We start from the raw sequence: 25,144 nt of genomic DNA, 5'->3' as shown, positions 1-25,144 counted from the left end.
CCAGGGGTCACTCCACGCCAGAACTCCTTCATGGTTATGTCGGCCCTTCGCCTTCAACTAGAATTTTTTTAATCTTACTTGCACTACTTTTCTTCGATATGAGGATCCCATCTGGACTGGCTGCCACAATAATATCAGGTACATCAATAACATGAACGGGAAATGGAAGCTCATTAACAATATGCGTATCAGGAGATAATCCCCAAATTTTCCCTTGACCTATGATACTACTATCTAAATGATCTGTTAATGCTGCCCAGCTCCCAAGGTCACTCCATTCTCCTTCATATGGGAGTACAACAGAATTGGATATGCGCTCCGCGACTTCTTGATCGAAGCTGCGTACGGGTAAACTCTCGTATACAGCCATTAAGGATTCATAATCCGTCGGCATATTTATTTGCTCCATATAGGTGAGGATTAATTTAAGGGGAAAAGCAAATACTCCGCAGTTCCATAATGCGCTTTGCTCAATAAGTGTTTGTGCCGTGTCTACATCCGGTTTCTCTATAAAACTTGAGACCTTGGAATATTCTAATGATCCTAAATTCCCACTAAGTTCTGGCAAGATATAACCATATTGCTCTGATGGATGTGAAGGCTTCGTCCCTAACAAGGCCAAATCTGCTCCTGAATCTCTTAGTATGCTAGTAAGTAACTTAAACTGATTAAAGTAGTCTTCACCCGCAAACATATCTGCTGGAGTTATCGTGATGATATCGTCGAGTTCCGCCAACCTATAGGTATGAAGATAAACCGCGGCAAGAGCGGTAGCTGTAAATGTGCCTCGTTTACATGGCTCAATAATTAGAGGCAGTTGCCCTTCAGTGTACCTGGTAATAAGATGTGCTTGTTCTTGGCTTGTAACAAAACTTGCTGATTCCCATAATCCTGACGCCGTAAGCTGTCGACACACACGCCCGATCATAGATTCTCTCTCCCCTTGAGGTGAAGGAAGAATCTCAAGAAATAACTTAGAGCGGATTTCATTAGATAATGGCCACAATCTTGTACCCGAACCACCACATAGAAATACAATGCGTATAGGTTTTGTCATTTATCTTGTCGACCTACTGTAACCCTTCCGTTCATGGAACGATAACGAACGATAGCTCAGGGCCAGCTTTTTCATTTGGGCTTGCGGTAGTGTAGATGCTTTGACTTTAAGTCCTTTATTTAGAGCATTCTTAAGAATCATTGATTTGGGGGTCGTACTGTATACATAATTGGCGTAGGTTTCATATTCAGAGAATCCGAATTGTTTCGTTTTATCGATACTACGGATGATTGCCCTATACCAAGGGAGATTGTGTTTCGCTTCAATCGTTCGTTTCAGTTGACTCAGTTTAGATTTATCAAACAGCATATAGTGGGTAACAAAAGACTTAGGTGAGGGTGCTTTTGATCCCAATAATTTTCTGTACGTGCGGAAGTATTCAGGTTGACTCCAATTGCGGCAGTAGTACAGTCCCTTGCTATGGGATAAAAAGCTGTGTGGCCGAATAAGTACGGTGTCTGCATCTATTACTAAGAAGTACTTGTGTTTACATATGGTGTCACCACTAAATTTGAGTAATTGTTGATATAACCAGCCTGAGCGTTCCCAACGTGCAGAACGATAATGAATATCTTTTTTGGAGATAGGGAGAACTTTTTTCTCATCAACGAAAATACATCCTTTGCGCTTACAAAGTGCACTAATTTTACTACCTTGAGGTGATACAACATAAATTTGACCAATCTTATGTTTCACATTACGGCGGAGACCATCTATTACATGAGGTAGTGTTGCTAAGTCCTTCTCAATCGTGGGAATGAGCACATCAATGGTGGACGAACTGTTCATCTCTTCAGCTCCACATAGAAATTTACGCATCTAGTTAGATCATTATTCGTATGCGTTTCTTTATGGTATGCAATAGTCTACTACACGGTCTGGGCGAGAACGGAGTCCATTTTTTTGTGATAATGAAGGCATTTGTTCTGTACCAAATCTATGGGTCTGCATAAGATGCATTACCTTGAAATAAGCTATTGCGTATTTATGGTGACTATGATAGGAGGGACAACAAAGTTGACAGCTAAAAGACTGATCGCAGTGCAGAGTAAATGGATCAAAACCAAAGTGTTGCTTACAAATAAATCGATAAAACCCTTCATCCCTGATACACGAAAATTTAATGCCAATAATTTAAGATCTATGATTAATCAGTATCGTATGATATACATCAAACCGGAGTGCGGGACGTACGGAAATGGAGTAATTCGTGCAGAAATCATTAACGAACAATCATATACCTACCAGATCGAGGAGAAAATACTGAAATTCAAATCGTTCACAGAGTTCCACAAGAGCCTCATAAAGCGGATTAAGAAGCGCCGGTATTTGATTCAAAAAGGAATTCATCTATTAAAACATAATCATCGTAGGTTTGATATCCGGGTTATGGTACAGGTAAATCCAAAGGGTAAATGGGAAACAACGGGGATTATTGGGCGTTTAGGACACGCACGAAAAATTGTTACGAATTACCACAGTGGGGGTAAACCTATGAGCATTGAAAGTTTACTCCGCACACATTTATCTAAAGGTGAACAGCACCATCTTCACAAAGAATTAGATACACTTGGAATAAAAATAGCTAAGCACCTTCAAAAAACTTACCCCAAGTTTCGGCAAATTGGTGTGGATGTCGGATTGGATAAAACGGTTAGCCCTCAGATCATCGAGGTGAATACAAGTCCAGATCCCTATATTTTCAACCAATTAAAAGATAAATCAATGTACCGTAGAGTCATGACTTGCCGACGCGCAAGTCTTAAGAAGTAAGGGCACTATAGGTTCCCCCGAGAAATATAAAAACGTCCACTAAATCCAAATATCGGATGGGTGGACGTTTTTATTACATTGTAACTTTTAAATTAAATCCGCCCGTAAGATCGAAGGGTTAATAGACGATCTACTGTAATCCGCCCTCTCCATTCCTGTTCAACCGCCTGACTAACCGTTGGCCATGAAACAGCCCAACCGCCGTCCTCTTGTTGACTCTCCACGACATAATTCAAGTGACTTATAATCTCTTCTTCCGTAACAAAGCGCGAAGCGTAACTTCCTGGAGCAGGAGCATAATCTAAAACCTTCTGAGAGTAACCTCCTGCGCTCGGATCCTTTTCGATAATGCCAGGTCCTTGTAACCAATCATCTAGGATCTGTGCAAAAGTTTTAGCGCGTTCTTGCTCTGGTGTGTTCTGTAAAAATTCGCTCCACTGTAAGTAATCGTGATAATCACCTGGAAGGCTGTTAGCCATGGAACGCCATAAGAATGAGATATGACTCTGGAACCAATCATCTTGGATAAAATCTCTCCGCGTCTTCTGACGGAGTAATAAACCTATAATAATCCCAGTGGGATTTATGGATGGAACTCCATCATGTTCCGTAGTCCACCATGGAGCATGAGGATAGTCGTTCACTTCAGTCGTAGCTCTTGGCAAACCTCCGTCAGGTATTGATATGGACTTCAAATATGCGATTACACCGTCCATGATCTCTGCATCAAAGCTCTCCATTTCATTCATAATACCTAACGCCATTTCCGTTGTCACCGGTTGACTCTGTGGACAACGCATGTCAGGCTCGAGTGCATTCCCGAAGCCTCCATCCTTGTTCTGATACGCGCTCAGTACAGCAAGTACATCATCCTTCGAGCCGTTCTCGAAATGGTATGCGAAGCGCATACGATCGATCAGACGAGCACTACTGTATATAAAAGTCCTAGCACGGTCCAATACGACATTCTCATTTTTACCGTATTCCATATTCATGATCTTTTACCTTCCTCTATTGGACATTTGGAAATCTCTGCACCGTTATAACGCAATATAGCACAGTCTTCTGGATTATAAATTTCTCGAACTGCGGCTAAGACTTCTGCTTGTCTCGCAGCCAACTCGGATTGATCCAAATCTAAAATAATGTCATCAACATCGTACGGACCGATCCGCCAATGTCCCAATACCACACCTTGGAACTTGCCATCTACCAGTAAGTACTGCAAAACTTCTAATCCTTTGTAGCGTGTTTTCAATTCATCCATTTGAGCTCTTACCAAAATGTCGGACTTGTCCAACATATATATTCCCTTTGGATATTCACTGGTATACGAAGATGTAGACTCGGCGTCCTCAATTGACATAACACCCTCATCTAGCCCTTCAACCTGAGTTCGTACTAATCGTCCAGATTCTACTAACCGCCGCACCATTTCTTTAATCGTCTTGGATGGTAAACTGCACCAACTTTTGATTTGGCTCTCCGTCACAAATACCATGGATACAACAAACCTTTGTATCACTTCTAAGAGTGCTTCTTCTTGGCTTTCTGCATCTGTGGGAATTTCGAACCATTCTTCAGCAAAATCAAGCCATCCCGTTTCCCAATCGGTATCAATTTGATCCTCTTGCAGTAGGAATGCACATTGCAGGTCCTGTAGTGCTTTACCAATATCTCCGGCAGAGTAATCAAGTTCTTGCTTCAATTGCTCTTTCGTCAGTCCCCCCGCTTCGCGAATCGTACTTAGTACATCCTCGTGAACCCGGTTGAATCGAGTAGGCATTTTGCGAAAAGCTGTAGCGTATAACTTCAGGTCATCTTCTAGCACATAGGCCACACGCCCACCTAGAAATCGTCCCTTTACGAGGATATGTCGCTCCCTTAAAGAAGAGGACATTCCTGTGTCGTCGTACTCTGTTCGATGAATTAACTTTGGAGGATCACCTGGTCGCGAAAAATGAACTGGAGCAACAGGCTGAAGCCTGCGAAACAATTCAGTGTATGACTCTTCATCCAAAGGGTTATCTAAGGGCTGTGTTAACCCCTGCCTTTTCATTCTTTCAGCAATAATTTCACTGTACTTCCATGGATTCATCTAAATCCTCCTAAAAGTTTTGTAAGCGTTACTTCAAAGATTAACTTCGTTCAAAACTACTTCGAAAGCATATGCTTAGTTTTGTAAGCGTTACTTCAAAGATTAACTTCGTTCGAAACTACTTCGAAAGCATTACATTTGTACGTGACTATATCTGTCCATTAAACAGCGAGCTCGTTCCCTTATTTCCTCTATTAACTGAGGGGGTTCTATAATCTGTGCATCAAGCCCCATGTTGAAGAAAAAAGTAATCGCCCAGTTCCATTCTTCCATGGGGCATTGAAAAGCTACCTCCCACTCCTCGTCCCCAACCTGGCTGACCATATGTCCCATATGAGTATCCTGCTCTGCTAACAACGCTCCACGGTAAGTGAGTTTAGCAAATATGTAAATCGAACCTTCCTTATCTGAATGACTCTGGACCGAGTTATCCTGTAGTATTTTCTTCTCCAACTCATGAATCGGATAATCAATTTCTTCCACGGTCTCCATTCGATCAATACGCAACGATCGTACTTCCCCATGTAACTGAGAATAAGCTTCACAGTACCAAAAACCATGGGCGGCATATACTCGCCGAGGTAAGATATCAAGACTGCGATGGTAATTTTGCGAACGATACATCACTTTTAACCATTGGGAGTTAGCTGTATAGGTCATCAATGCGTTAAGATGTGGCGTTTTAAAGTGACGTTTGGGTACCTCCATCTCAACAGTTTGAAGCAACGGACTAACCAGTTGAAGCGTCTGTTCAGGCAGAACCGCACGGATCTTATCGATTACTGTCCATCTTGCAGAGTGAAAAGGACCATCACTGTATTTAGCCATCCCATCGAGCGCCACCAGCACGGTCAAGACTTCATCACGATCCAAATGAAGCGGTGGAAGGTGGAATCCCTCCATTAAGCGGTATCCTCCTCCAGGACCAGCTAAAGCGTATAGAGGGACTCCCATTTCTGATAAAGCCTGCATATCACGCAATACCGTCCGCTTGGAAACTTCAAATTTATCTGCGAGAGATTGGGCTGTTTCTGACCTTTGCTGCAAAGCCATCAAAATCGCCATCATTCGGTCCATTCTCTTCATGTTGCTTCCTCCCTGTTCTCTTTCATCATAACAGCCATTTGGTGACAACAGATTGTCACCAATTATATCTAGAACCCATTTTCTTTATAAAAAAAAGGCTGCCCTTCAAGTTAGATTTGATCTACTTGTAAGGATAGCCTCTTCAAAGGTGTATATCTAGCCGATCGGCTACTTATCCGATACGCTCCATCTCTTCTTCACTAATTTCGAAGTTAGCGAATACGTCCTGGACATCATCGTTATCTTCGAATGCATCCATCATCTTAAGCAACTTCTCCGCGTTCTCACCATCGGCAGCCACTGTGTTCTGTGGAATCCAACGTACTTCAGCACTACTAAATTGCAAACCAGATGCTTCTAAAGCACTCTTAACAATCTCAAGTTCATGCGGATGAGTTAGCACTTCATAACTGTCCTCATGAACATTCATGTCCTCGGCTCCCGCCTCAAGTGCTTGCATCATCAACGTATCCTCGTCCAAGTCCTCGAATTCTTCCCGATTAATGACAAGCATACCTTTCTGATCAAACATATAAGCTACACAACCGGATTCACCCATGTTGCCGCCTCTTTTATTAAATATCGATCTAATATCAGCTGCAGTACGGTTACGGTTATCCGTCAGGCATTTTACCATAATGGCTACTCCGCCAGGGCCGTATCCTTCATAATAAATTTCTTCGTATTCAACGCTATCAGTTGATCCGGATGCTTTTTTGATTGCTCGTTCGATGTTATCAGCCGGCATTTTAATCGCCCTAGCATTAGCAATCGCCGTTTTCAATCCAAAATTGGCTTCCGGGTTGGGTCCACCTTTACGTGCTTGCATATAAATATCGCGGCTCATTTTAACCCATTGGTTGTTCTTAGCCTGATCCGCTTTCCCTTTGCGATCTTTAAATAGTTTGAACTTCATAACTAAACGCTCCCCACCAAATGTATTACTGCAGAAATCAACCTAGTTAATTTCCCAGAAAAAAGTAGTTACCACATTAGTTTATCACTCTCACTATAAATAGGTCAAAAGGAAAGAGCTCCTAAAGTGAAAATAGTTACATAAGGGCCACCCTGCCCATATGCCAAAAAAAGGCACAGCCCTTTGGGAGCTGTGCCTTCCATATCATGCTTGAAACCAAACTTTATAAGTGATCCGTTACCGGAAGTGATCTTATAATTTGATTACGTTAGCAGCTTGTTGACCACGGTTACCGTCAGTAATATCGAACTCTACGGCTTGGCCTTCATCTAATGTTTTGAATCCTTCGTCTTGAATTGCGGAGAAATGTACAAATACATCTTCGCCACCCTCAACTGAGATAAAACCATAACCTTTTTCTGCGTTAAACCATTTAACTGTACCTTTCAAATGAACAACCTCCTAAAAATAATCGCCATCATGGACGAATAATTATATTATACTCTATGGAAAGAGACAATGCAATGTGTCATGATTTCGTAAATTTATTTGGAACATAAACATTCCGCTTTTTATTTGCTTTCCATTGGGGCGTGCGTTATCATTTTAACATAAAAATACCTTCTATTAGATAGATTGAACTGAAGCTAATTCTGGCGCATCCCATATAGCCTTAATATGAGTTTGAAGGGTGTCATCTTCTTTCGTTCATTTCTATATAGATGTAGAGACTGGAGTAATACAAAATGATAAAAAAGCATGAAATATACAAGAGAGACAAATGGAACATGTTGACAGTAGAGGTGCAAGGAAAATATATCGTTGTTCGGGAAATTTCAGACCAATGGGGCGAAGAAACACAGACTTTCCTTAGCCGTCCTGCCTTGATGCATTGGGCGAAAAACCACTTCCCTAAGGAAGATTTTGTAGGCCGAGAAGAAGAATGGACCGAAATCATGAACGCCTTCAAGGAGGTTTAATCCGCTCTGCACGAACAGGATTATAATCTAAAAGAGTTGGGGTGATCTCATGGATAGTAGTTCAAATATTCTAATTTTTATTATAGCGGCATTTGCGCTTGGTGCTGTTGTGGTCATGTCCAAGGCTAATATTCCTCCGCAATTAAAACGAGGTCTAGCCATTGCGTCGCTTTTTATGGTCGTAGTTGCCTTTTGCTTGATCGTTTATAGTTTCTGGACTTTGTAAAAACACTAAACTGTAGTGGAAATATTTCGCAGTATAGAGGGTCATACTAGGAAAACGCCATTAGCGTAAAGATCACAAGCAATTCCGATCCGTACGCTAGCGGTCTCCAGACATGAAAAGGAGGTCCTGTATGAAAAGAGTTCCATTGCTCCCCCTCCTATTATCCTGCTCCCTGCTACTTGCGGCAATACCAAACGGGACAACTGCTAAGAATGAACAGCCATCATTTTCCCCAAAACAAAGGAGGATTCCAATGAGCACATTACCGAAACGTTCTGAGGTGCCAACTGAGAACCGTTGGAAACTAGAAGATTTATTTGAAAATCAAAAAGCTTGGGATAAAACATACGATGAATTGAAAGTGATGAAGAAGAAGGCTTCCGAATTTGAGGGTAAACTGAATACCGCGGAGAACATCAAGGCTATTTTTACACTTGAAGACAAACTTTCACTAGAAATCGAACGGTTATATGTATATGCCCATCTCAACCATGATGAAGATACAACAAACTCTACATACCAAGCACTTGTACAAAAAGCAAAGAAACTTAGCGTTGAGATCAGTGAGGCACTCTCTTACATTACACCGGAGATTTTATCTCTACCTGAGCAAGAACTTGATCAATTAATTGAACATCCTGATCTGGCACCTTATAAATTCACTCTGCAAGAGATCAAACGCGAGAAAGCACATGTACTTAGTAAAACTGAGGAAGCATTACTAGCACAAGTTGGTAACCTATCTCAAGCACCACAACAAATTTTCGGTATGATCAATAATGCGGATATCAAGTTTCCAAAGATTAAAGACGAGAACGGCAACGAAGTTGAGCTCACTCATGGTAGTTACATTCAATTCCTAGAGAACCCAAATCGTGATGTGCGCCGACGAGCATTTAAAGCAATATATGAGACCTATGGTAAGCAAAAAAATACGATTGCTGCTACATTAAATGCCAATGTAAATAAGAATATCTTCTATTCACAAGTTCGCAAATACCCTTCCGTACTGGAAATGGCTCTATATGGCGATAACATACCGAAGGAAGTATACACTAACCTAATCGACACGATTCATGAGAGTCTTCCACTCTTACAACGCTATATGAAGCTACGTAAGAAACTGCTTGGCGTGGATGAGCTTCACATGTACGATCTATTTGCTCCACTGGTAGAGGAATACAAGTGGGACATCACCTATGACGAAGCTAAGAAGATGGTTGAAGAAGCTTTGAAACCACTCGGTGAAAATTATCTCACAGCACTTCGCGAAGGTTTCGACAACCGCTGGATTGATGTCTACGAGAATGAGGGAAAACGTACAGGAGCTTATAGCTGGGGGGCTTACGGCACCCACCCTTACGTACTACTGAATCACAATGAGAATCTGAACAGCATGTTTACGCTAGCTCATGAAATGGGTCATGCTCTACATTCCTATTTCTCAGACGAGAACTTGGATTACCGTGATGCACAATATACCATCTTCCTCGCCGAAGTAGCTTCGACGACGAATGAGGCTTTATTGATGGATTACCTGTTGAAGAAATCCACTGATCCGAAACAAAAGCTGTATCTTCTAACTTACTATGCAGATCAGTTCCGGACTACCGTATTCCGTCAAACTATGTTTGCTGAGTTCGAGAAGATTATTCATGAACGGGCTGAAGTGGGTATCTCCTTAACCCCACAAGAGTTATCGTCGATTTACTACGACCTCAATGTTAAATATCATGGTGAGCAAATGGCTGTGGATAAAGAGATTGAAATGGAGTGGGCAAGAATCCCTCATTTCTATAACAGCTTTTATGTGTACAAATATGCTACTGGATTCTCAGCGGCAACCAGTTTCTCGAAGAAGATTCTTGAAGAAGGTCAACCAGCAGTAGATCGTTACCTGAGCTTCTTAAAGAGTGGTGGTAGTGACTATTCCATCAACATTCTCAAAAAAGCTGGGCTAGATATGTCCTCTCCTCAACCGATTCGCGATGCGATGAATATCTTCGAAGAACTGATTGAACAAATGGAGAACTTGACCAAGTAACTGCCGCTCTGTAAATAAATCCCTTGCTCCTTAGAGTAAGGGATTTTATACTGTCATTAAAGTATAAAGGAGGTTTTTCCTAAGGTGAAAATTCAATGGTCTCTGATCCTTGCGCTAATCTTTGCATTAATCACTGCCGTATTTGCTGTCATGAACGTGGACCCTGTACATGTGAATCTGTTTGCCGGTTCCGTGGACATACCGTTAATTCTACTCATTCTCGGTTGTACGTTACTTGGTGGTATCATTGTCGGTTCCTTCGGAATTTACCGTGGATACCGTCTGCAAAGAGAAGTTAAAGCCTTAAAGGCCCAACTTCTACATATTCAAGAAGCAACCGGATATACTGCTCCGGAAGCCATGGCATCCGAAATTCCCGCTCCCGAAGAAGAAATCAACACAAAATAACAAAACACAAGCATTTAGAATTAGGAGGCTTTTCGATTTGGACATACAACTAAATGAATCTTATATTTTGAATCTTCTAACAACCCTACTTCAAACTCCTAGCCCAAGCGGATTCACTCATGACATTATGAAAGTGATTCAAGCTGAAGCGGAATCACTTGATATCCCTTTTTCCCAAAATGAAAAGGGTGGTGCGATTCTGCGTGTGAAAGGGAAAGATTCCTCCCGAGTTATCGCACTCAGCGCACACGTGGATACACTTGGTGCCATGGTCCGCTCGGTTACATCGCGTGGTACACTTGCTATCACTTCTGTGGGTGGATTCATGATGCACAGTATAGAGAATGAATACTGTACCATTCACACCCGCAGTGGTAAGACATATAGTGGAACTATTCTGTCGACCCATCCATCCGTTCATGTATACAGTGACGCACGGGACTTTAAACGTATTGAAAGTAACATGGAAGTACGTATCGACGAAGTAGTTGAAAATAAAGAAGACGTGCTGAAACTGGGGATTTCACCAGGAGATTTCATCTCGTTCGATGCACGTGCTGTGATTACACCTAGTGGCTATGTGAAATCTCGACATTTGGATGATAAAGCAAGTGTTGCCGCTCTATTTGGACTGCTTGAATCAAGTAAGCGTGAAGGTTGGGTTCCACGCCATGATCTCGTGTTCCTTATCTCTAACTTTGAAGAAGTAGGACATGGAGCTTCATGGATCCCAGAGGGTATTCATGAAATGATCGCTGTTGACATGGGCGCTATGGGCGACGACCTTAGCTGCAAAGAAACCGATGTTTCAATTTGTGCCAAAGACTCTAGCGGACCTTATGATTATGAAATGACCGGTAAGCTCATTGAGCTAGCTAAAGAGCTGAATATCTCTTATGCGGTGGACATTTATCCGCACTATGGATCCGATGCTTCTGCTGCGCTGTCTGCAGGTCATAACATCCGCGCAGCACTCATTGGTCCTGGTGTTCATGCATCCCATGCCATGGAACGCACCCACAAACAGGCTATCTTGAATACAACGCGACTGCTAGCCGCATATGTTAAAGACTGAACTACATCGATTAGGTATAGCCACTGCTTCAGCGTTGGCCATTACCTTCTGCATTGTGCTCATGTTGTTATGGGGGCGAACCAACCTTCTTCCCCATCCTTATACTTATCATGAAATAGAAGCTCGCAATGGCGTCAAGGTTCATGCACTCGCTGTAAAGCCGGAGCATATTGAACTAAGAGCAGCTGATAAACCTCTGAGCGAATACCATTTATACGGAATAAACGGTGGATTTTTCTATGAGGATTCCGTATTGAATATCGCAGTGAACAATGACATTCCTGTCAAAGGAACAGCCGGAGAATTTGGCTCTGGATGGTTTAATACCAAATATGATCGAGGTACACTGGTATGGGACGAAACAGCAAGCCGCTTCTCTATACAAGTTGTCTCCACAGTTGAAGAGATTGAAGTTATGGATAGAAGCCACTATTTTGCCCAAGGTGGCGTGAGCATGAATTTACAGAACGATGACCTATGGAGTGCTGCTATTGAGCGTGAGCACCTTCCAAACCCGGATGAGCAACGCCTCCGTTCCGGCCTCGTCTATGACGATTCAGGAAAGCTTTGGCTCATCGTTACACCCACTCGTTGTACGGCTGCGGAATTTAGAGATGCTGTACAAAGCACGATTGCTCCAGGCTCCAAGAAGGAAGGGATATTCCTTGACGGCGATGGTTCATCCCAGTTGAACGCAGCAGAGATCATGTTACCCGGCGATTCACGGGATCTTAAGCAAATCATAGTCATTAAATAAACACGTAAGAAGTAGCCAAAACCGGCGCTTCTTACGTGTTTTTTTGGTGAATCATATGAATTTTTTTCCATATAGTGTTACATTTCTCACAGCCTTTCAGCCCGTATGTCATGATATGGTTTGATTATAAAGCTTTATCATAAAACCTTTTACGAAGTGTAAAGGATGTGGCAATTTATGAACCCCAGTACTGAAGTTATAGAGAACATATGTGAAACTACGCTTGAGATAGCACATAATATGGGTCGATTATTTTTTAGCGACGGCGACAACATTCTGCCTAGTAAATTCTTCATCCTTCTTGCTGTCTACAGAAGTCAGAAATGTATGGTCTCCCATATCGCCGATGTCGTCGGGCTCTCTTCGAGTGCTAACACCATCGCGTTGAACAAATTGGTGGCTGAGGGCCTCTTGGAACGGATCAAAGACAAAGAAGACAAGCGAGTTTGCTGGATTCAGATGACACCTGAAGGAAAGTTGGCATTAGAGGAGATGGTCCACAAACGCAATGCGATGTTTGAGACCATGCTTCACGATTTCTCCAAAGAACAACTCTGTTTGTTCGTTCAGTCACTGGAATTAATTCGCGAGAAATTCTCCGGGATAGATCAAATTTAAGCAGGGATAGGTGAACAGCCATGTTACTTCATATTGGAATGGACATTGGATCAACAACTGCCAAAATCATTGTCATGAACGAGTTAGAGATCGTATATCAAGAATACGTTCGACATTATAGTGATATACAAACTGCAATTATCTCCTTATGGGACAATGTAAGCCATCAATTTCCGAATGCAGAGGCCACCGTATGTATCAGTGGATCAGCAGGACTAGCATTATCCAAGTTAGGTGGTATCCCCTTCCTCCAAGAAGTGGTCGCTTGTAGTAAAGCGATTAAACATATCGCTCCTGAGAGCGATACAGCTATTGAGCTTGGCGGTGAGGATGCGAAAATTATTTATTTCACTGGTGGCATCGAACAACGGATGAATAATGCTTGTGCAGGGGGAACAGGTGCGTTCATTGATCAAATGGCGGCGCTACTTGAGACCAATCCGGCAGGATTAGATGATTTGGCAAGTCGCCATGAAACGATTTACCCTATTGCCTCGCGTTGCGGGGTTTTCGCTAAGACAGATGTTCAGCCACTCCTTAACGAAGGAGCTCGGAGAGAAGACATCGCAGCTTCTATATTTCAAAGTATCGTTAACCAGACGATTAGTGGATTAGCCTGCGGACGACCTATCAAGGGTAAGATCGCTTTCTTAGGTGGACCGCTGACATTTCTTCCACAATTACGTGAGCGTTTCATTGTAACGTTAGGTTTATCTCAGGACGAGGTCATTTTCCCAGCAAATGCTCATTACTTTGTAGCAATTGGTTCTTGCTTGCACGGAACGGAAGGTCCTTCCCTAGGTTTATTGGAGTGGCAGCAAAAGTTAGCAGGTGTCAACTTCAGTGCAGATCAAAATTCAGATGCCCTGCTCCCTCCCCTTTTCGCGAATAACGAGGAACTTGAAGCCTTTCAGCTTCGCCACAGCAGCGCAGCAGCACCACGCTCCGAACTTGCTACTTACATTGGTCCGTGCTTTCTAGGTATTGATGCGGGCTCTACTACAACCAAGCTGGTACTCATCGGATCAGACAATCAAATTTTACATACTTTTTACGCAGGAAATAAAGGCAATCCACTAAACTCTCTTTCAAGTGCTCTACAGGAGCTCTACGAGCTATTACCACAGGGCTGCTTCATTGCTAACTCCTGTGTTACAGGATACGGGGAGGGTCTAATTAAGACCGCTTTCCGTATCGATGGCGGTGAAGTTGAGACTGTTGCTCATTATAGAGCAGCCGCGCATTTCATGCCGGATGTTGATTTCATCCTTGATATCGGTGGTCAAGATATGAAATGCATCAAGATTCGTGGTGGAGCGATAGATAGCCTTATGCTAAATGAGGCTTGTTCAGCGGGATGTGGATCATTTCTTGAGAGCTTCGCCAAAGCGCTCGGAGTCGACATTATTGAGTTCGCTAAGCAGGCTCTTCTATCTACCAAACCTGTGGATCTAGGATCCCGTTGTACGGTGTTCATGAATTCCAAGGTAAAGCAGGTTCAGAAGGAAGGGGCCTCCCTTCCCGATCTCTCCGCCGGACTTGCTTATTCTGTCATTAAGAATGCGCTACAAAAAGTAATCAAAATCCGCAATCCCGAGGAAATGGGCCAACATATTATCGTTCAAGGCGGTACATTCTGTAATGATGCTGTGTTACGCGCATTCGAGAATCTGACGGGTCGGCATGTTATACGGCCTGATATTGCGGGCATAATGGGAGCCTACGGTTCGGCACTTATTGCCAAAGAGCGGAGTAACGAGAATAGCACTAGCACCCTCCTCCCACAGGAAGAACTAGGTAGCTTCGCTTACGAGGTGTCACAGGCCAGATGTAATCTCTGTAGTAATACATGTGCTTTAACCGTTAACCGCTTTCCAGATAAAAGCTTCCATGTCACAGGCAATCGCTGTGAACGAGGGGCGAATCAGAAGAAGGCGAAGAGCGATCTACCGAATTTGGTGGAGTACAAATATGAACGGATTTTTAATTACACTTCACTAGAACCTGCACAGGCTATTCGGGGAACCGTCGGGATACCACGAGTACTTAACATGTTTGAAAATTATCCGTTCTGGCATACCTTCTTTTCACAGCTAGGTTATAGGGTTGTTCTGTCGCCTAAATCTAGTAAGAAATTGTATGAGCGCGGGATGGAGACGATTCCCTCAGAATCAGTCTGCTACCCTGCCAAGCTAGCTCATGGTCATATCGAAAGTCTCATCCGTAGTAAGGTGGATTTCATCTTCTATCCTGCGGTCATTTACGAGAAGAGAGAAGACGAGAAAGCAGACAATCATTTCAACTGCCCTGTTGTCGCCTCCTATCCCGAGGTGATTCGCACCAATATGGATGGACTCAAGGAATCGGGGATTCCGCTAATCAGTCCATTTCTGAACTTCGATAACGTCTCTGTGCTCAAGAAACGACTACAAGAAACGTTCGCAGATATCCCAAAAGAAGAACTACTATCTGCGGTTGATGAGGCGCTCACTGAATCCTGGCAGGCTAAAGAAGATATCCGCAACAAAGGTGACGAGACGCTAGCCCATCTAGAACGAACCGGCGGAAAAGGGATCGTACTCTGCGGCCATCCTTATCATGCCGACCCTGAAATTAATCACGGCATAGCCGAATTGATCATCGGGATGGGGGTTGCGGTCCTTACAGAAGATGCTGTGACCCATCTAGGCATTGTGAAACACCCTCTTTCTGTCGTCAATCAGTGGACCTATCACGGTAGAATGTACCGTGCTGCCTATTTTGTCGGCGAGCGGGATGATCTTGAGCTTGTACAGCTTACCTCGTTTGGATGTGGTATCGATGCTATAACTGCTGATGCTATACAGGAGATTCTGGAAAGTCACAACAAGACCTTCACATTAATAAAAGTAGATGAGATCAGTAACTTAGGAGCGGCGCGAATTCGTCTGCGTTCTTTACTCGCAGCGATGAGAGAACGAGAGGATCGTCAAATCACAGCTCAACTTTCCACCGCACCCGCTGCCCCTGCTTCATTTACTAAACTTATGAAAGAAACCTATACTATTCTCGCACCTCAACTGTCTCCTATTCATTTCGAACTGTTTGAGACGGTATTTCGTGAAGCAGGATATAGGCTCAAGATACTGGAAACTGCTAGTAAAGAGGCAACGGATGAAGGATTAAAGTTCGTTAACAATGATGCATGCTATCCAGCCATTATGACCATCGGACAAATCATGAAGGCTTTGCGAAGTGGTGATTACGATCACAATCGAACTGCTGTAATCCTATCTCAGACGGGTGGAGGTTGTCGGGCAACAAATTATATTGCCTTACTACGTAAAGCACTCAAAGAGGCGAACATGGAGCAGATCCCTGTCATTTCGCTGAATGTTTCTGGGATGGAGAATCAACCCGGGTTCCAATTAAACTTAAAAACAATCAATCGACTCATCGCCGCTTCCTGTTATGGGGACCTGTTAATGCGGCTTCTCTATCGATATCGTCCTTATGAATCGAACAAGGGTGATACAGAGATCTTGTTCCGTAAATGGATGGAACTAAGCAAACTTTCGCTGCAAAGTTTCTCCTTCCGACAATATAAAGAGAACATACGTAGTATGGTCAAGGAGTTTCAGTCCCTGCCATTAATCTCAGTAACCAAACCACGTGTGGGCATAGTCGGGGAGATTCTTATTAAATTCCATCCCGATGCCAATAACAAAATCGTAGAAGTAATCGAGGCCGAGGGTGGCGAAGCAGTTGTTCCTGACTTTCTCGACTTCATGTTCTATTGTCTATTCAATCCAATCTATAAGGCCGATCAAATGGGTAAGAACAAAATGCTAGGTTTTCTGAACCCCATGCTGATCGGATACTTGGAATTGTATCGCAAGCCAATGAAACAGGCACTTGAGGGAAGTCCGCACCTAGACCCTCCTGAGAGTATCTACAGCCTCGCTGACAAGGCAAGCCGATTGGTCTCCATCGGTAACCAAATGGGCGAAGGTTGGTTCCTCACTGCCGAGATGATGGAGCTACTCGATCATGGAGTGAATAACATCGTATGTATTCAGCCGTTTGCATGTCTGCCCAACCATATCACGGGACGTGGCATGGTTAAAGGACTGAAAGAACTATATCCTGGTGCTAATATTACAGCCATTGATTATGATGCCGGTGTAAGTGAAATGAACCAAATTAACAGGATCAAGTTGATGATGTCGATAGCGAGCGGGGTTCTGTGCTGACCAGAATAGTAGGTATTGTGGGAGACGCTGCGAGAACGGACCGCCCGTTTCAATCGCTGTTGTCTCCAAATTTATTGAATTATCCTTAGCGGAGTAAATTTGGAGACAAAGGCGACCGCTTACGCTTTTACACAATCGTTCCGTCCTCTCCGCTACTTCCAGCATAGGCCACTGAACCAACAATACAAAAAGGTCAGGTCAAGGATAATCACCTTAACCTGACCTTTTGTCTACTTCTCTTTTTAATTACAAAGAAAAGATTCAGTCATGTTCAAAATGTTCTTTCAAAGCCTTCTTATGAACATGATCATAGCGGTAAGAATACCGCCTGCGGTGAGCAAGCGAACCACAACTTACCCGTTACGTTGACTCTCTATTTTCTCAGCCATTTCATTTAAATAAGTCCAGCGCTCTAGTAGTTGTTCTAGTTCATCTTCTGCTGCCTTCTGTTCGGTCATCAGTGCTTGGAGTAATGAAGCATCGCTTGCCGCGGATTCCATGTTGCTCGCTATATCAGCGATCCGTTGTTCCGCCGCCTCAATCATCCCATCAATCGCTTCGTATTCCCGCTGCTCTTTATAGCTGAATTTAAGCTTTTCAACGTTGGATTCCTTCCCCGCCGTTCCGGTAGATGCAGTAGTTGTAGTACTAGTATTCTGTGTCGCATCACTCTTCTCTTTATTCGCCTCAGTGATACCTTGATTGCGTTCCTCATATTCACTGTAATCTCCAACATGAACAGCAACAGCACCCTCGCCTTCGAAGGCCATAATTTTATCCACCGTCCGGTCGAGGAAATACCGATCATGAGATACAACGAACACAGCGCCTGGGAACTCGTCCAAATACGCCTCTAGCACGGTCAATGTTCCGATATCGAGATCGTTTGTAGGTTCATCAAGTAAAAGGACATTCGGAGCTGCCATCAGCACACGGAGCAAATAAAGCCTTCTCTTCTCGCCGCCTGATAACTTCTCAATCGGAGTCCACTGCATCGCAGGCTCAAAAAGAAACCGCTCCAACATTTGTGCTGCCGTGATCCGCGATCCATCTGCAGTCGTTATTACCTCTGCCTCGTCTTTAATATACTCGATCACACGCTGCTTTCCATCCATCTCCTGATGTTCCTGCGTGAAATAGCCTAGCTTAACAGTCCCACCTAACATGACCTCGCCTTGATCAGGCTCTATAAGACCGGCAATCATATTCAACAGGGTCGACTTACCACTACCGTTCGGACCAACGATGCCAACCCGATCGCCAGGAACTGCAATATAAGTCAAATCGTCAATGAGTAGACGATCTCCTATCGATTTGCGCAAGCCGGATATTTCAACAATTTTGCGGCCTAACCTTGTTGAAGTAACAGAGATATCAAGCGAATCATTTTTGTAAATGTTCTTCGCACCTTGTAGCTTTTCAAATCGATCAATACGCGCCTTCTGTTTCGTTGATCTCGCCTTAGCTCCACGACGAATCCAAGCAAGTTCCGTGCGCAACAGATTTTTCCGTTTCTGTTCTGTCGAAGCTTCTCGTTCCTCTCGCTCGCTCTTAAGCTCTAAAAATCGGCTGTAATTGGCTTCATAACGGAATAAACGGCCGTGATCCATCTCAAGCATTACATTACAAACCCGGTCTAGGAAATAACGATCATGGGTAATTAGTAGTAACGCCCCGCGTCGTTTCTGCAAGTACGCCTCCAACCAGGCAACAGAATCATTATCAATATGGTTTGTAGGCTCATCCAGAATGAGTAGCTCAGAAGGAAGAATCAGCGCCGATGCCAAAGCAACACGCTTACGTTGTCCCCCTGATAAGGTCCCCATTTTTTTACTGAAATCAGGAATTCCAAGTTTAGATAACACACTTTTGGCTTCACTCTCAAGCCCCCAGGCCTGCAACCGATCCATTTCTTGGCTCCATTTAGTCATTTGTTCCTGGTATCCAGCCTCTGTCGGATGTTGCTCCAACAGTTCCGCCGCTTCCAGATAAGAAGACACAGCCTGAAGCTCTGGACTACCACCCTGGAATACAGCTCTAAGCACTGTTATGTCGGGATCAAACTCAGGATTCTGAGCCAAAAAAGTAATTCGAGCATCATTGTTCAATGCCACGCGTCCACCATCAGGTTCATCTAATCCAGCGATCACGCGGAGAAATGTAGATTTCCCCGTCCCATTCACACCGATTACGCCGATTTTGTCGTTCTCATCCATACCAAAGGAGACATCTTCGAACAATATCTTTTCCCCGTAACTTTTACTTAAATGTTCAACTATCATTATGTTCATTCAGGTTCCCTACTTCTCTATATAGACTTTATACAAGCTATAAACCTTATATCCAGATCATCCCGAGCGCCCATGCAAGGCATCCAGCAGCTAGAGCACTGATCAAATTTACCATATCATTATTTAGCCAATGTAATCCCCGCTCATGAACCGTACTTCGGTCACAATGGACGCTTACTTCGACACTCTTACCGCAAACGACACAGCGGTTCATTTTTTGGAGAGTTGCACCAAGTAGTGAGTCAGCAAAGGCTCCAACAAACCCAGATAACCCACCTATTATAACCCATTTCACTAGTAAAAGAGAGGAAGATTCGCCGTCACCTATCCAGTGTAACAGTATCCAAGCCGCACCGCCAATCATAATAGCTCCTGCTAATGCAGCTGAACTTCCTAGCAGAGACACTCCACCCGACGTTCCGGCAGGAACTCTTTTCCAGGTCATAATCGATATTGGCGCTTTCTTGCTTAAACCTCCCCACTCCGTCGCCCATGTGTCAGCCGTAACCGCGGCCATCGAGCCCACGAAGAAATATCCCCAAGCTGGATCTGGCCAAAAGAAATTACCTAGACAGGCCAGCATCCCCAATCCCCCATTGGCGAATACTTGCATCATATCTCTTCGCCCGCTTTTGGCATAGGATTTCTCCAGTTCCAGCTTTCGGTCTCCGCGGAATTTAGAGAATACTGATGAGGTCACGAAAAACAACAACAAAATACCGAACCAGAAGCTATTTCCGGCACCATAATACACCGTTCCCATCACGATAGCTGCCAACATCCCGGATAAGGAAAGGGAGCCCTTCCTATATGCAGCTACTGACACAAAGAGGGCGCAGAGCGCCCCAATAATCCAATTGATTATCATAATGATAAGCCGTATTGAATGCTACAGCTTCCCAACTCCCTAGTACCATATGCGATCTCCAGCTTGTCCCCTGCAAACACTGGACCAACACCCTCAGGGGTTCCTGTGAAGATATGATCTCCTTCATCTAGCCCGTATCGCTTTGCTATAAAGTCCACTATCGATTGTAACGAGAATATCATGTTATTAATATTGCCTCGCTGTACGATCTCACCATTCTTGGAAAGTGTGAAGTCTTCTACTGCAGTCTGAGAACTCCCAGGAAAAGCAATATAAGGAGTCATCGGTGCTGAATTTCGAAACCCTTTAGCTGCCGTCCAAGGATGTCCCTTCTTCTTCAAATCACTTTGCACATCTCGTAATGTGAAATCAATACCAAATGCCATTACATCAACGAGATCATCTACTGAAATACCCGGTTCATAGGGACGAGCTATTCTTAGTACCAGCTCTGTTTCATAATGAATCTCTCCGCGCCCTTCAGGTAAGTACAGTGTATTTCCATCCATTGCGACGATCGCATGTGAAGGTTTCATAAATATCATAGGCTCAGATGGTACTTCATTTCCAAGCTCTTCGGCATGTAAGCGGTAGTTTCGTCCAACACAATATACGTTCTGAATCAATCTATTCATTAATTAAGTCCCCCTTTAAAACATAGCTTGATACCAAATATCCGGTTTATTCGTGCAGATTAATATTCCTTTATGCATGGCAGCAATCGATTTTATTGCTCCGATATTATCCAATGTCCAAGCCATGATGGTTATTCCATAGTTGGTTACCTGGGTAACTAGATCAGCCGTCAAATATCGATAATTGATCGAAAGGAAAGAGCATCGAAGTAATTGCAACCGTAAGAGTAAGTCACTCGGATTACCTTCTATTATGAGACCCGTTTGGATGTCACGACTAATTTCCTTCACCCTTGCTAGGATCAAAGGATCAAAACAGGTCAACACCACGTCATTTTGCATCTGACGCCGTTTTACAGCGGATATCACCTTTTCCTCAATCCCCGGGTACATATCCCCCTGTGTCTTAATCTCAATATTGGCTCGGAGGCGGCCACATATAGTGTCTAGAAATTCATCGAGTGAAATCAAACGTTCCCCTTTATATTCTTTGGACTTCCAGCTTCCCGCATCCAATGTTCTAAGCTCGGCCCAGGTTTTATCTTTGACGAGTCCTCGTCCGCTTGTTGTTCGATTTAACTTATAATCGTGGATCAGAAAAGGGACCCCATCCTTGGATAATTGGACGTCGACCTCTACCCACTGCACATAAGACTGTTTCATGGCGAGCGAGATCGCTGCCATCGTATTCTCAGGAGCCCTACTAGAGAACCCTCGATGGGCTACGCAAAGATTATGCATGTCATTAGCGCCTTCTTCCTTCAGCAAATCACTTAAGGGGATTGTTCAAAAAGTCATCTTTTGACCACGAAGCAAATCAAGAGGTATATTCGACAGCGAATCTTGAATTCAGCCGGGACCTCCGGTGCTCACGTAGGTTTTGCCTACGCTCCGCTCCTCTGTCCCTAGCTTTATCCAACCTTCTGAAGCGTTTTGAAAAAACGCAGCATCGTAAGCATAAGCTCTTGGTGCTGAAAACCTGACTTTTTGAACTCGCATTTAAGGGGATGTTGAGGTCACTTCACCGGCATCCGAAATTTTTACACCTTCGGATAAACTCTCTACTCTTCTGAGTAACTTCGTTCCGTCTTCTGAATTCATTGGAACTGGTTGCCCCAGTTCAGTTAAATAAGGGATTAATTTCAAGTCACATGCGCCTTCCCGGGTACACTTCGTCTCAAAAACAGCCGTTTCCCAAGTATCTGGCACTTTAGCATTCTTTGTAAAAATAAAGTTACCCGTACTGTACGCAATCCATTTGCCTTTGTATTGTTCTATACCTTGCATGACATGTGGATGACCACCGATCACAAGGTCTGCTCCGGCATCGATGTAGTCGTGCGCAAGTGAGGTTTGGTGCTTCTCAAGAATCGTCGTGCGTTCCTTCCCCCAATGAACCATAACTAATACTAGATCAGCATGTTCCTTCGCCGTTTGAATCGCTTTCAGGGCACGAGCGGGATCATACGTAGTTGCAACCCCTGGTTTTCCTTTACCCGCTGCCCAATCTACCTTAGGTATCACTCGACTGAAGCCGCAAATCGCAATCTTTATTCCTTTACGCTCAATATAGAGAGGTGCATAAGCCTCATCAGCATCTTTACCTGCACCTACATATTTAATATCATTTTCCTTCAAATGCGAGATCGTGTCTAGCAATCCCTCTACACCTTGATCCAAAATATGATTGTTCGCTAAATTGACCGCATCGATCCCTGAGTTAGCCACGAAGGGCAATATCTCAGGTAAAGATTTGAATACAAATGTCTTGTCTTCGGCCTTCGTGCCGAATGACGTAACCGGAGTCTCTAAATTCACCATGCTCAGGTCATCTTTTTGAAACAATTCACTGATATGTTTGAAGGGATATTCATAGCCTTCTATTTTCAATGTCTGCGCTACTCGATCAGAGAACATCGTATCTCCCGCAAAGTGAAAGAGCAATGTTTCATCCGCCTTCGCTCCTTCGTCAGGTTGCAAATCTTCCTCACCTTGATCTGAGCCCGAATTAAGCTCTGGCTCTTCTGCTACCGATCCATTCTCCGCAACATTAGGCGCTCCCTCTTCACTCTCTTGAGTCTCAGAAATGATCGGTTCGGATGGAGTGTTGTTTCCTAGGTTATCACTTGATATATCTCCCTGCGTTGTCTGTTCGCTCCCCTGACCGAAACGTTCCTCTACATAATAATATGTCCCAAGGACTAAAATGGCCGCAATTAGTGTAACGTTCAGCAAGACCCAAACGCGGTTTTGTAGTGGTCCTTTTTTTCCTTTTTTCTTTTTCCTACGCTTGTTCTTTTCCGTTCTGGATAAATACATCGGTTACTCCTTCAAAGACTTATTGATTAAATCTACGGCTCATGACACTGAGTACGCTATTTACTGATAAATACCCTGTTATTCACATTTGGCGGACATTGGTTCCGTTATTGACCTAAATTTCGGATAAATCAGTACAATAACAACGAATAACGTATCCTATGTCCGCTATTGCTCCGATATCCATGCTTTTGAACAAAATAAGGCATCTCATGTCCGTCTTGGCAAACGAAGTATAGCTAACATAGAGCATGATTCATTTTATTATATCAGCTAACCTAAAATAAATAGAACCCCTAACCTATTTTTGCAGGGAGGGGTTCTGGACTTCATGTTATTTACTATGGGCCTTATTAGCCATACGTTGAGCCAGTTCCTTGGCTTGCCTAATACAATCTGGCAGTCCCACACCTTCAAATGCTGCACCCGTAATGTACACACCGGGAAGAGAAGATTCCATATTTTGACGTAGTCCGGCAATGTGCTGCAAATGATGGATAGGATATTGCGGCATTGATTTGGGCAACCGAGTAATCTCAGTAAAGAGCGGCCGAGCCGTGATCTTCATTAGCTCATGAAGATCTTTAAGTACCAGTTCGGTAAGCGATTCATCCGAAAGGAACACCTTCTGCTCATCACCAGAGCGCCCTACATAACAGCGTAGTAGCATTTTGTCATCTGGGGTAGTATGCAACCATTTGACACCTGTCCAGGTACAGGCAGTTATGCTCATCCCTTCATTACGCGGAACAAGAAAACCGGAACCATCAAACAGCCCTTTCAAATCTTTCCTATCAAAAGCCAGAACAACATTGGCAACCGAGACATAGTTGATAGCCTCCATTGCACTAACGTCAACATGAGGGCGTAATAACTCCGCTGCTGCAAAAGCTGGGGTCGTTACTACTACTTCATCCGCTGAAAGACTCTCCCCGGAAGATAATACGATCTGATAACCCGTTCCCGCTCCATCAACTTTACTTATGGATGAAACTTCACTTTCTAACAGCTGATCAACATCCTCCAATTCATGTACCAATGCGTGAATCAGACTCTGCAACCCCTGACGAAACGTAAGAAAAGCGCTGCGTTTAGTACCCGTATGGGTTTCAACTGGCTTCTTACCAGTCATCATCCCTTTGATCAAACTACCGTATTTCCGTTCCAGCTCCCCAAATTGCGGAAAGGTGGACTGGAGACTCAGATGGTACGTATCTCCAGCATATATACCAGCAAGCAAGGGTTCTGTTACATTCTGAAGTACTTCGGCACCAAGTCTACGTTCAATGAATTCACCAAGAGATTCATCTTCCTCACTCTTCCTTCTTGGAAGGACGAAGTCCAACATTGCCCGGGCCTTCCCCCCCCAAGAAATTAAACCTGTCTTGAGAAAAGGACCAAGCTCAGTGGGAATACCCAGTACAAGTCCCGAAGGCATGGGATGAAGCTCCCGCTTTTTGACAATATAAGTTTTCTTGGCCTCTGGATTCATGGACACCAACTCATGGTCTAACTCTAGTTCCTTAGCAAGATCGATCATGGCTGTTTTACGTGCCAGAAAAGAGTCGGGACCTTTCTCAATAACAAAACCGTCCCGGTGAAGTGTCTCAATTTTGCCACCCAATCTGCTCTCTTTATCCACAATCGTAATTTGCGGGGTGAGTCCCTTATCCCTGTAAAATTTACGTATGTAAAAAGCAGCGCTTAATCCAGTCAAACCACCGCCAATAATGACGACTTTGCGATTTGTATCACTCATAG

At 43.7% G+C, this 25,144-nt stretch carries 22 protein-coding genes; 9 read left to right on the top strand and 13 right to left on the bottom strand.

Translation table 11 applies throughout. The features are described 5' to 3' along the window. Positions 1-34 precede the first annotated feature (34 nt). Positions 35-1,057 carry a sugar phosphate nucleotidyltransferase gene (locus NST85_RS10450; protein WP_341189243.1) on the bottom strand — a complete coding sequence of 341 codons (1,023 nt, stop codon included), beginning with the start codon at positions 1,055-1,057 and terminating at the stop codon, positions 35-37. Next, complete coding sequence (locus tag NST85_RS10445) at positions 1,058-1,876, bottom strand: DUF6492 family protein (protein WP_341189242.1); 819 nt, start codon at positions 1,874-1,876, stop codon at positions 1,058-1,060. 198 nt (positions 1,877-2,074) lie between these two features. Here NST85_RS10445 and NST85_RS10440 point away from each other — a divergent pair, with 198 nt between their 5' ends. Next, complete coding sequence (locus NST85_RS10440; RefSeq protein WP_246054301.1) at positions 2,075-2,830, top strand: YheC/YheD family protein; 756 nt, start codon at positions 2,075-2,077, stop codon at positions 2,828-2,830. Between the two features lie 92 nt (positions 2,831-2,922). Here the strand turns inward: NST85_RS10440 and NST85_RS10435 are convergent, their stop codons facing one another. The 5 genes from NST85_RS10435 to NST85_RS10415 form a co-directional block, all read right to left on the bottom strand. Further along, positions 2,923-3,825, bottom strand: a complete 903-nt coding sequence (locus NST85_RS10435) for a hypothetical protein (protein WP_127193804.1) — start codon at positions 3,823-3,825, stop codon at positions 2,923-2,925. Then, entirely contained in the window at positions 3,822-4,928 is a 1,107-nt protein-coding gene (locus NST85_RS10430) for a DNA glycosylase AlkZ-like family protein (protein WP_127193803.1), read from the bottom strand. The genes NST85_RS10435 and NST85_RS10430 overlap by 4 nt, the downstream gene beginning before the upstream one ends. Positions 4,929-5,060: 132 nt before the next feature. Beyond that, positions 5,061-6,014 (bottom strand): helix-turn-helix transcriptional regulator, encoded by a 954-nt coding sequence (locus tag NST85_RS10425; RefSeq protein WP_127193802.1) that lies wholly within the window; start codon positions 6,012-6,014, stop codon positions 5,061-5,063. 172 nt (positions 6,015-6,186) lie between these two features. Continuing rightward, a complete protein-coding gene (locus NST85_RS10420; protein WP_127193801.1) occupies positions 6,187-6,930 on the bottom strand; it encodes a YebC/PmpR family DNA-binding transcriptional regulator in 744 nt (247 codons plus the stop codon). Positions 6,931-7,182: 252 nt separating this feature from the next. Continuing rightward, positions 7,183-7,380, bottom strand: coding sequence for a cold-shock protein (locus NST85_RS10415; RefSeq protein ID WP_127193800.1), 198 nt, complete (start codon positions 7,378-7,380; stop codon positions 7,183-7,185). A gap of 296 nt (positions 7,381-7,676) precedes the next feature. Between NST85_RS10415 and NST85_RS10410 the strand changes: the two genes are divergently transcribed. The 8 genes from NST85_RS10410 (at position 7,677) to NST85_RS10375 (ending at position 17,270) form a co-directional block, all read left to right on the top strand. Then, positions 7,677-7,910 carry a hypothetical protein gene (locus tag NST85_RS10410; RefSeq protein WP_127193799.1) on the top strand — a complete coding sequence of 78 codons (234 nt, stop codon included), beginning with the start codon at positions 7,677-7,679 and terminating at the stop codon, positions 7,908-7,910. A gap of 49 nt (positions 7,911-7,959) precedes the next feature. Next, a complete protein-coding gene (locus NST85_RS10405) occupies positions 7,960-8,136 on the top strand; it encodes a hypothetical protein (protein WP_170220246.1) in 177 nt (58 codons plus the stop codon). A gap of 253 nt (positions 8,137-8,389) precedes the next feature. Beyond that, complete coding sequence (gene pepF / locus NST85_RS10400; RefSeq protein WP_127193798.1) at positions 8,390-10,180, top strand: oligoendopeptidase F; 1,791 nt, start codon at positions 8,390-8,392, stop codon at positions 10,178-10,180. 84 nt (positions 10,181-10,264) lie between these two features. Then, positions 10,265-10,588, top strand: coding sequence for a LapA family protein (locus NST85_RS10395; RefSeq protein ID WP_127193797.1), 324 nt, complete (start codon positions 10,265-10,267; stop codon positions 10,586-10,588). A gap of 37 nt (positions 10,589-10,625) precedes the next feature. Continuing rightward, positions 10,626-11,663, top strand: coding sequence for a M42 family metallopeptidase (locus NST85_RS10390; protein ID WP_341189241.1), 1,038 nt, complete (start codon positions 10,626-10,628; stop codon positions 11,661-11,663). Continuing rightward, positions 11,650-12,420, top strand: coding sequence for a hypothetical protein (locus NST85_RS10385; RefSeq protein WP_341189240.1), 771 nt, complete (start codon positions 11,650-11,652; stop codon positions 12,418-12,420). Before NST85_RS10390 ends, NST85_RS10385 begins: the two co-directional genes overlap by 14 nt. A 177-nt stretch (positions 12,421-12,597) precedes the next feature. Further along, entirely contained in the window at positions 12,598-13,038 is a 441-nt protein-coding gene (locus NST85_RS10380; RefSeq protein ID WP_170220245.1) for a MarR family winged helix-turn-helix transcriptional regulator, read from the top strand. A gap of 20 nt (positions 13,039-13,058) precedes the next feature. Further along, positions 13,059-17,270, top strand: a complete 4,212-nt coding sequence (locus NST85_RS10375) for an acyl-CoA dehydratase activase-related protein (RefSeq protein ID WP_341189239.1) — start codon at positions 13,059-13,061, stop codon at positions 17,268-17,270. A 353-nt stretch (positions 17,271-17,623) separates the two neighbouring features. Here NST85_RS10375 and NST85_RS10370 read toward each other — a convergent pair whose 3' ends face one another. The 6 genes from NST85_RS10370 to hemY form a co-directional block, all read right to left on the bottom strand. Continuing rightward, positions 17,624-19,561 (bottom strand): ABC-F family ATP-binding cassette domain-containing protein, encoded by a 1,938-nt coding sequence (locus tag NST85_RS10370; RefSeq protein WP_341189238.1) that lies wholly within the window; start codon positions 19,559-19,561, stop codon positions 17,624-17,626. A 46-nt stretch (positions 19,562-19,607) separates the two neighbouring features. After that, positions 19,608-20,423 (bottom strand): DUF92 domain-containing protein, encoded by an 816-nt coding sequence (locus NST85_RS10365; RefSeq protein ID WP_127193864.1) that lies wholly within the window; start codon positions 20,421-20,423, stop codon positions 19,608-19,610. 2 nt (positions 20,424-20,425) lie between these two features. After that, positions 20,426-21,064 (bottom strand): fumarylacetoacetate hydrolase family protein, encoded by a 639-nt coding sequence (locus NST85_RS10360; protein WP_341189237.1) that lies wholly within the window; start codon positions 21,062-21,064, stop codon positions 20,426-20,428. 15 nt (positions 21,065-21,079) lie between these two features. Next, positions 21,080-21,805: a glycerophosphodiester phosphodiesterase gene (locus NST85_RS10355; protein WP_341189236.1), complete on the bottom strand. Its 726-nt coding sequence runs from the start codon at positions 21,803-21,805 to the stop codon at positions 21,080-21,082. A 258-nt stretch (positions 21,806-22,063) separates the two neighbouring features. Continuing rightward, on the bottom strand, positions 22,064-23,383 hold the full coding sequence (locus NST85_RS10350; protein WP_307393402.1) for a CapA family protein: 1,320 nt from the start codon (positions 23,381-23,383) through the stop codon (positions 22,064-22,066). A 334-nt stretch (positions 23,384-23,717) separates the two neighbouring features. Next, positions 23,718-25,142: a protoporphyrinogen oxidase gene (hemY, locus tag NST85_RS10345; protein ID WP_341189235.1), complete on the bottom strand. Its 1,425-nt coding sequence runs from the start codon at positions 25,140-25,142 to the stop codon at positions 23,718-23,720. Positions 25,143-25,144: the final 2 nt, after the last annotated feature.

Source organism: Paenibacillus sp. FSL K6-2524, from assembly GCF_038005525.1.
Classification (GTDB): domain Bacteria; phylum Bacillota; class Bacilli; order Paenibacillales; family Paenibacillaceae; genus Fontibacillus; species Fontibacillus anaericanus.
This window is presented reverse-complemented; position numbering and strand designations above follow the sequence as displayed.

Bases quoted from the DNA above. Each gene is read 5' to 3' on its own strand.
- NST85_RS10450 (WP_341189243.1), bottom strand. From the start codon at position 1,057: ATGACAAAACCTATACGCATTGTATTTCTATGTGGTGGTTCGGGTACA.
- NST85_RS10420 (WP_127193801.1), bottom strand. From the start codon at position 6,930: ATGAAGTTCAAACTATTTAAAGATCGCAAAGGGAAAGCGGATCAGGCT.
- NST85_RS10380 (WP_170220245.1), top strand. From the start codon at position 12,598: ATGAACCCCAGTACTGAAGTTATAGAGAACATATGTGAAACTACGCTT.
- NST85_RS10385 (WP_341189240.1), top strand. From the start codon at position 11,650: ATGTTAAAGACTGAACTACATCGATTAGGTATAGCCACTGCTTCAGCG.
- NST85_RS10405 (WP_170220246.1), top strand. From the start codon at position 7,960: ATGGATAGTAGTTCAAATATTCTAATTTTTATTATAGCGGCATTTGCG.
- NST85_RS10430 (WP_127193803.1), bottom strand. From the start codon at position 4,928: ATGAATCCATGGAAGTACAGTGAAATTATTGCTGAAAGAATGAAAAGG.
- NST85_RS10370 (WP_341189238.1), bottom strand. From the start codon at position 19,561: ATGAACATAATGATAGTTGAACATTTAAGTAAAAGTTACGGGGAAAAG.
- pepF (WP_127193798.1), top strand. From the start codon at position 8,390: ATGAGCACATTACCGAAACGTTCTGAGGTGCCAACTGAGAACCGTTGG.
- NST85_RS10360 (WP_341189237.1), bottom strand. From the start codon at position 21,064: ATGAATAGATTGATTCAGAACGTATATTGTGTTGGACGAAACTACCGC.
- hemY (WP_341189235.1), bottom strand. From the start codon at position 25,142: ATGAGTGATACAAATCGCAAAGTCGTCATTATTGGCGGTGGTTTGACT.
- NST85_RS10445 (WP_341189242.1), bottom strand. From the start codon at position 1,876: ATGCGTAAATTTCTATGTGGAGCTGAAGAGATGAACAGTTCGTCCACC.
- NST85_RS10410 (WP_127193799.1), top strand. From the start codon at position 7,677: ATGATAAAAAAGCATGAAATATACAAGAGAGACAAATGGAACATGTTG.
- NST85_RS10425 (WP_127193802.1), bottom strand. From the start codon at position 6,014: ATGAAGAGAATGGACCGAATGATGGCGATTTTGATGGCTTTGCAGCAA.
- NST85_RS10355 (WP_341189236.1), bottom strand. From the start codon at position 21,805: ATGCATAATCTTTGCGTAGCCCATCGAGGGTTCTCTAGTAGGGCTCCT.
- NST85_RS10435 (WP_127193804.1), bottom strand. From the start codon at position 3,825: ATGAATATGGAATACGGTAAAAATGAGAATGTCGTATTGGACCGTGCT.
- NST85_RS10350 (WP_307393402.1), bottom strand. From the start codon at position 23,383: ATGTATTTATCCAGAACGGAAAAGAACAAGCGTAGGAAAAAGAAAAAA.
- NST85_RS10375 (WP_341189239.1), top strand. From the start codon at position 13,059: ATGTTACTTCATATTGGAATGGACATTGGATCAACAACTGCCAAAATC.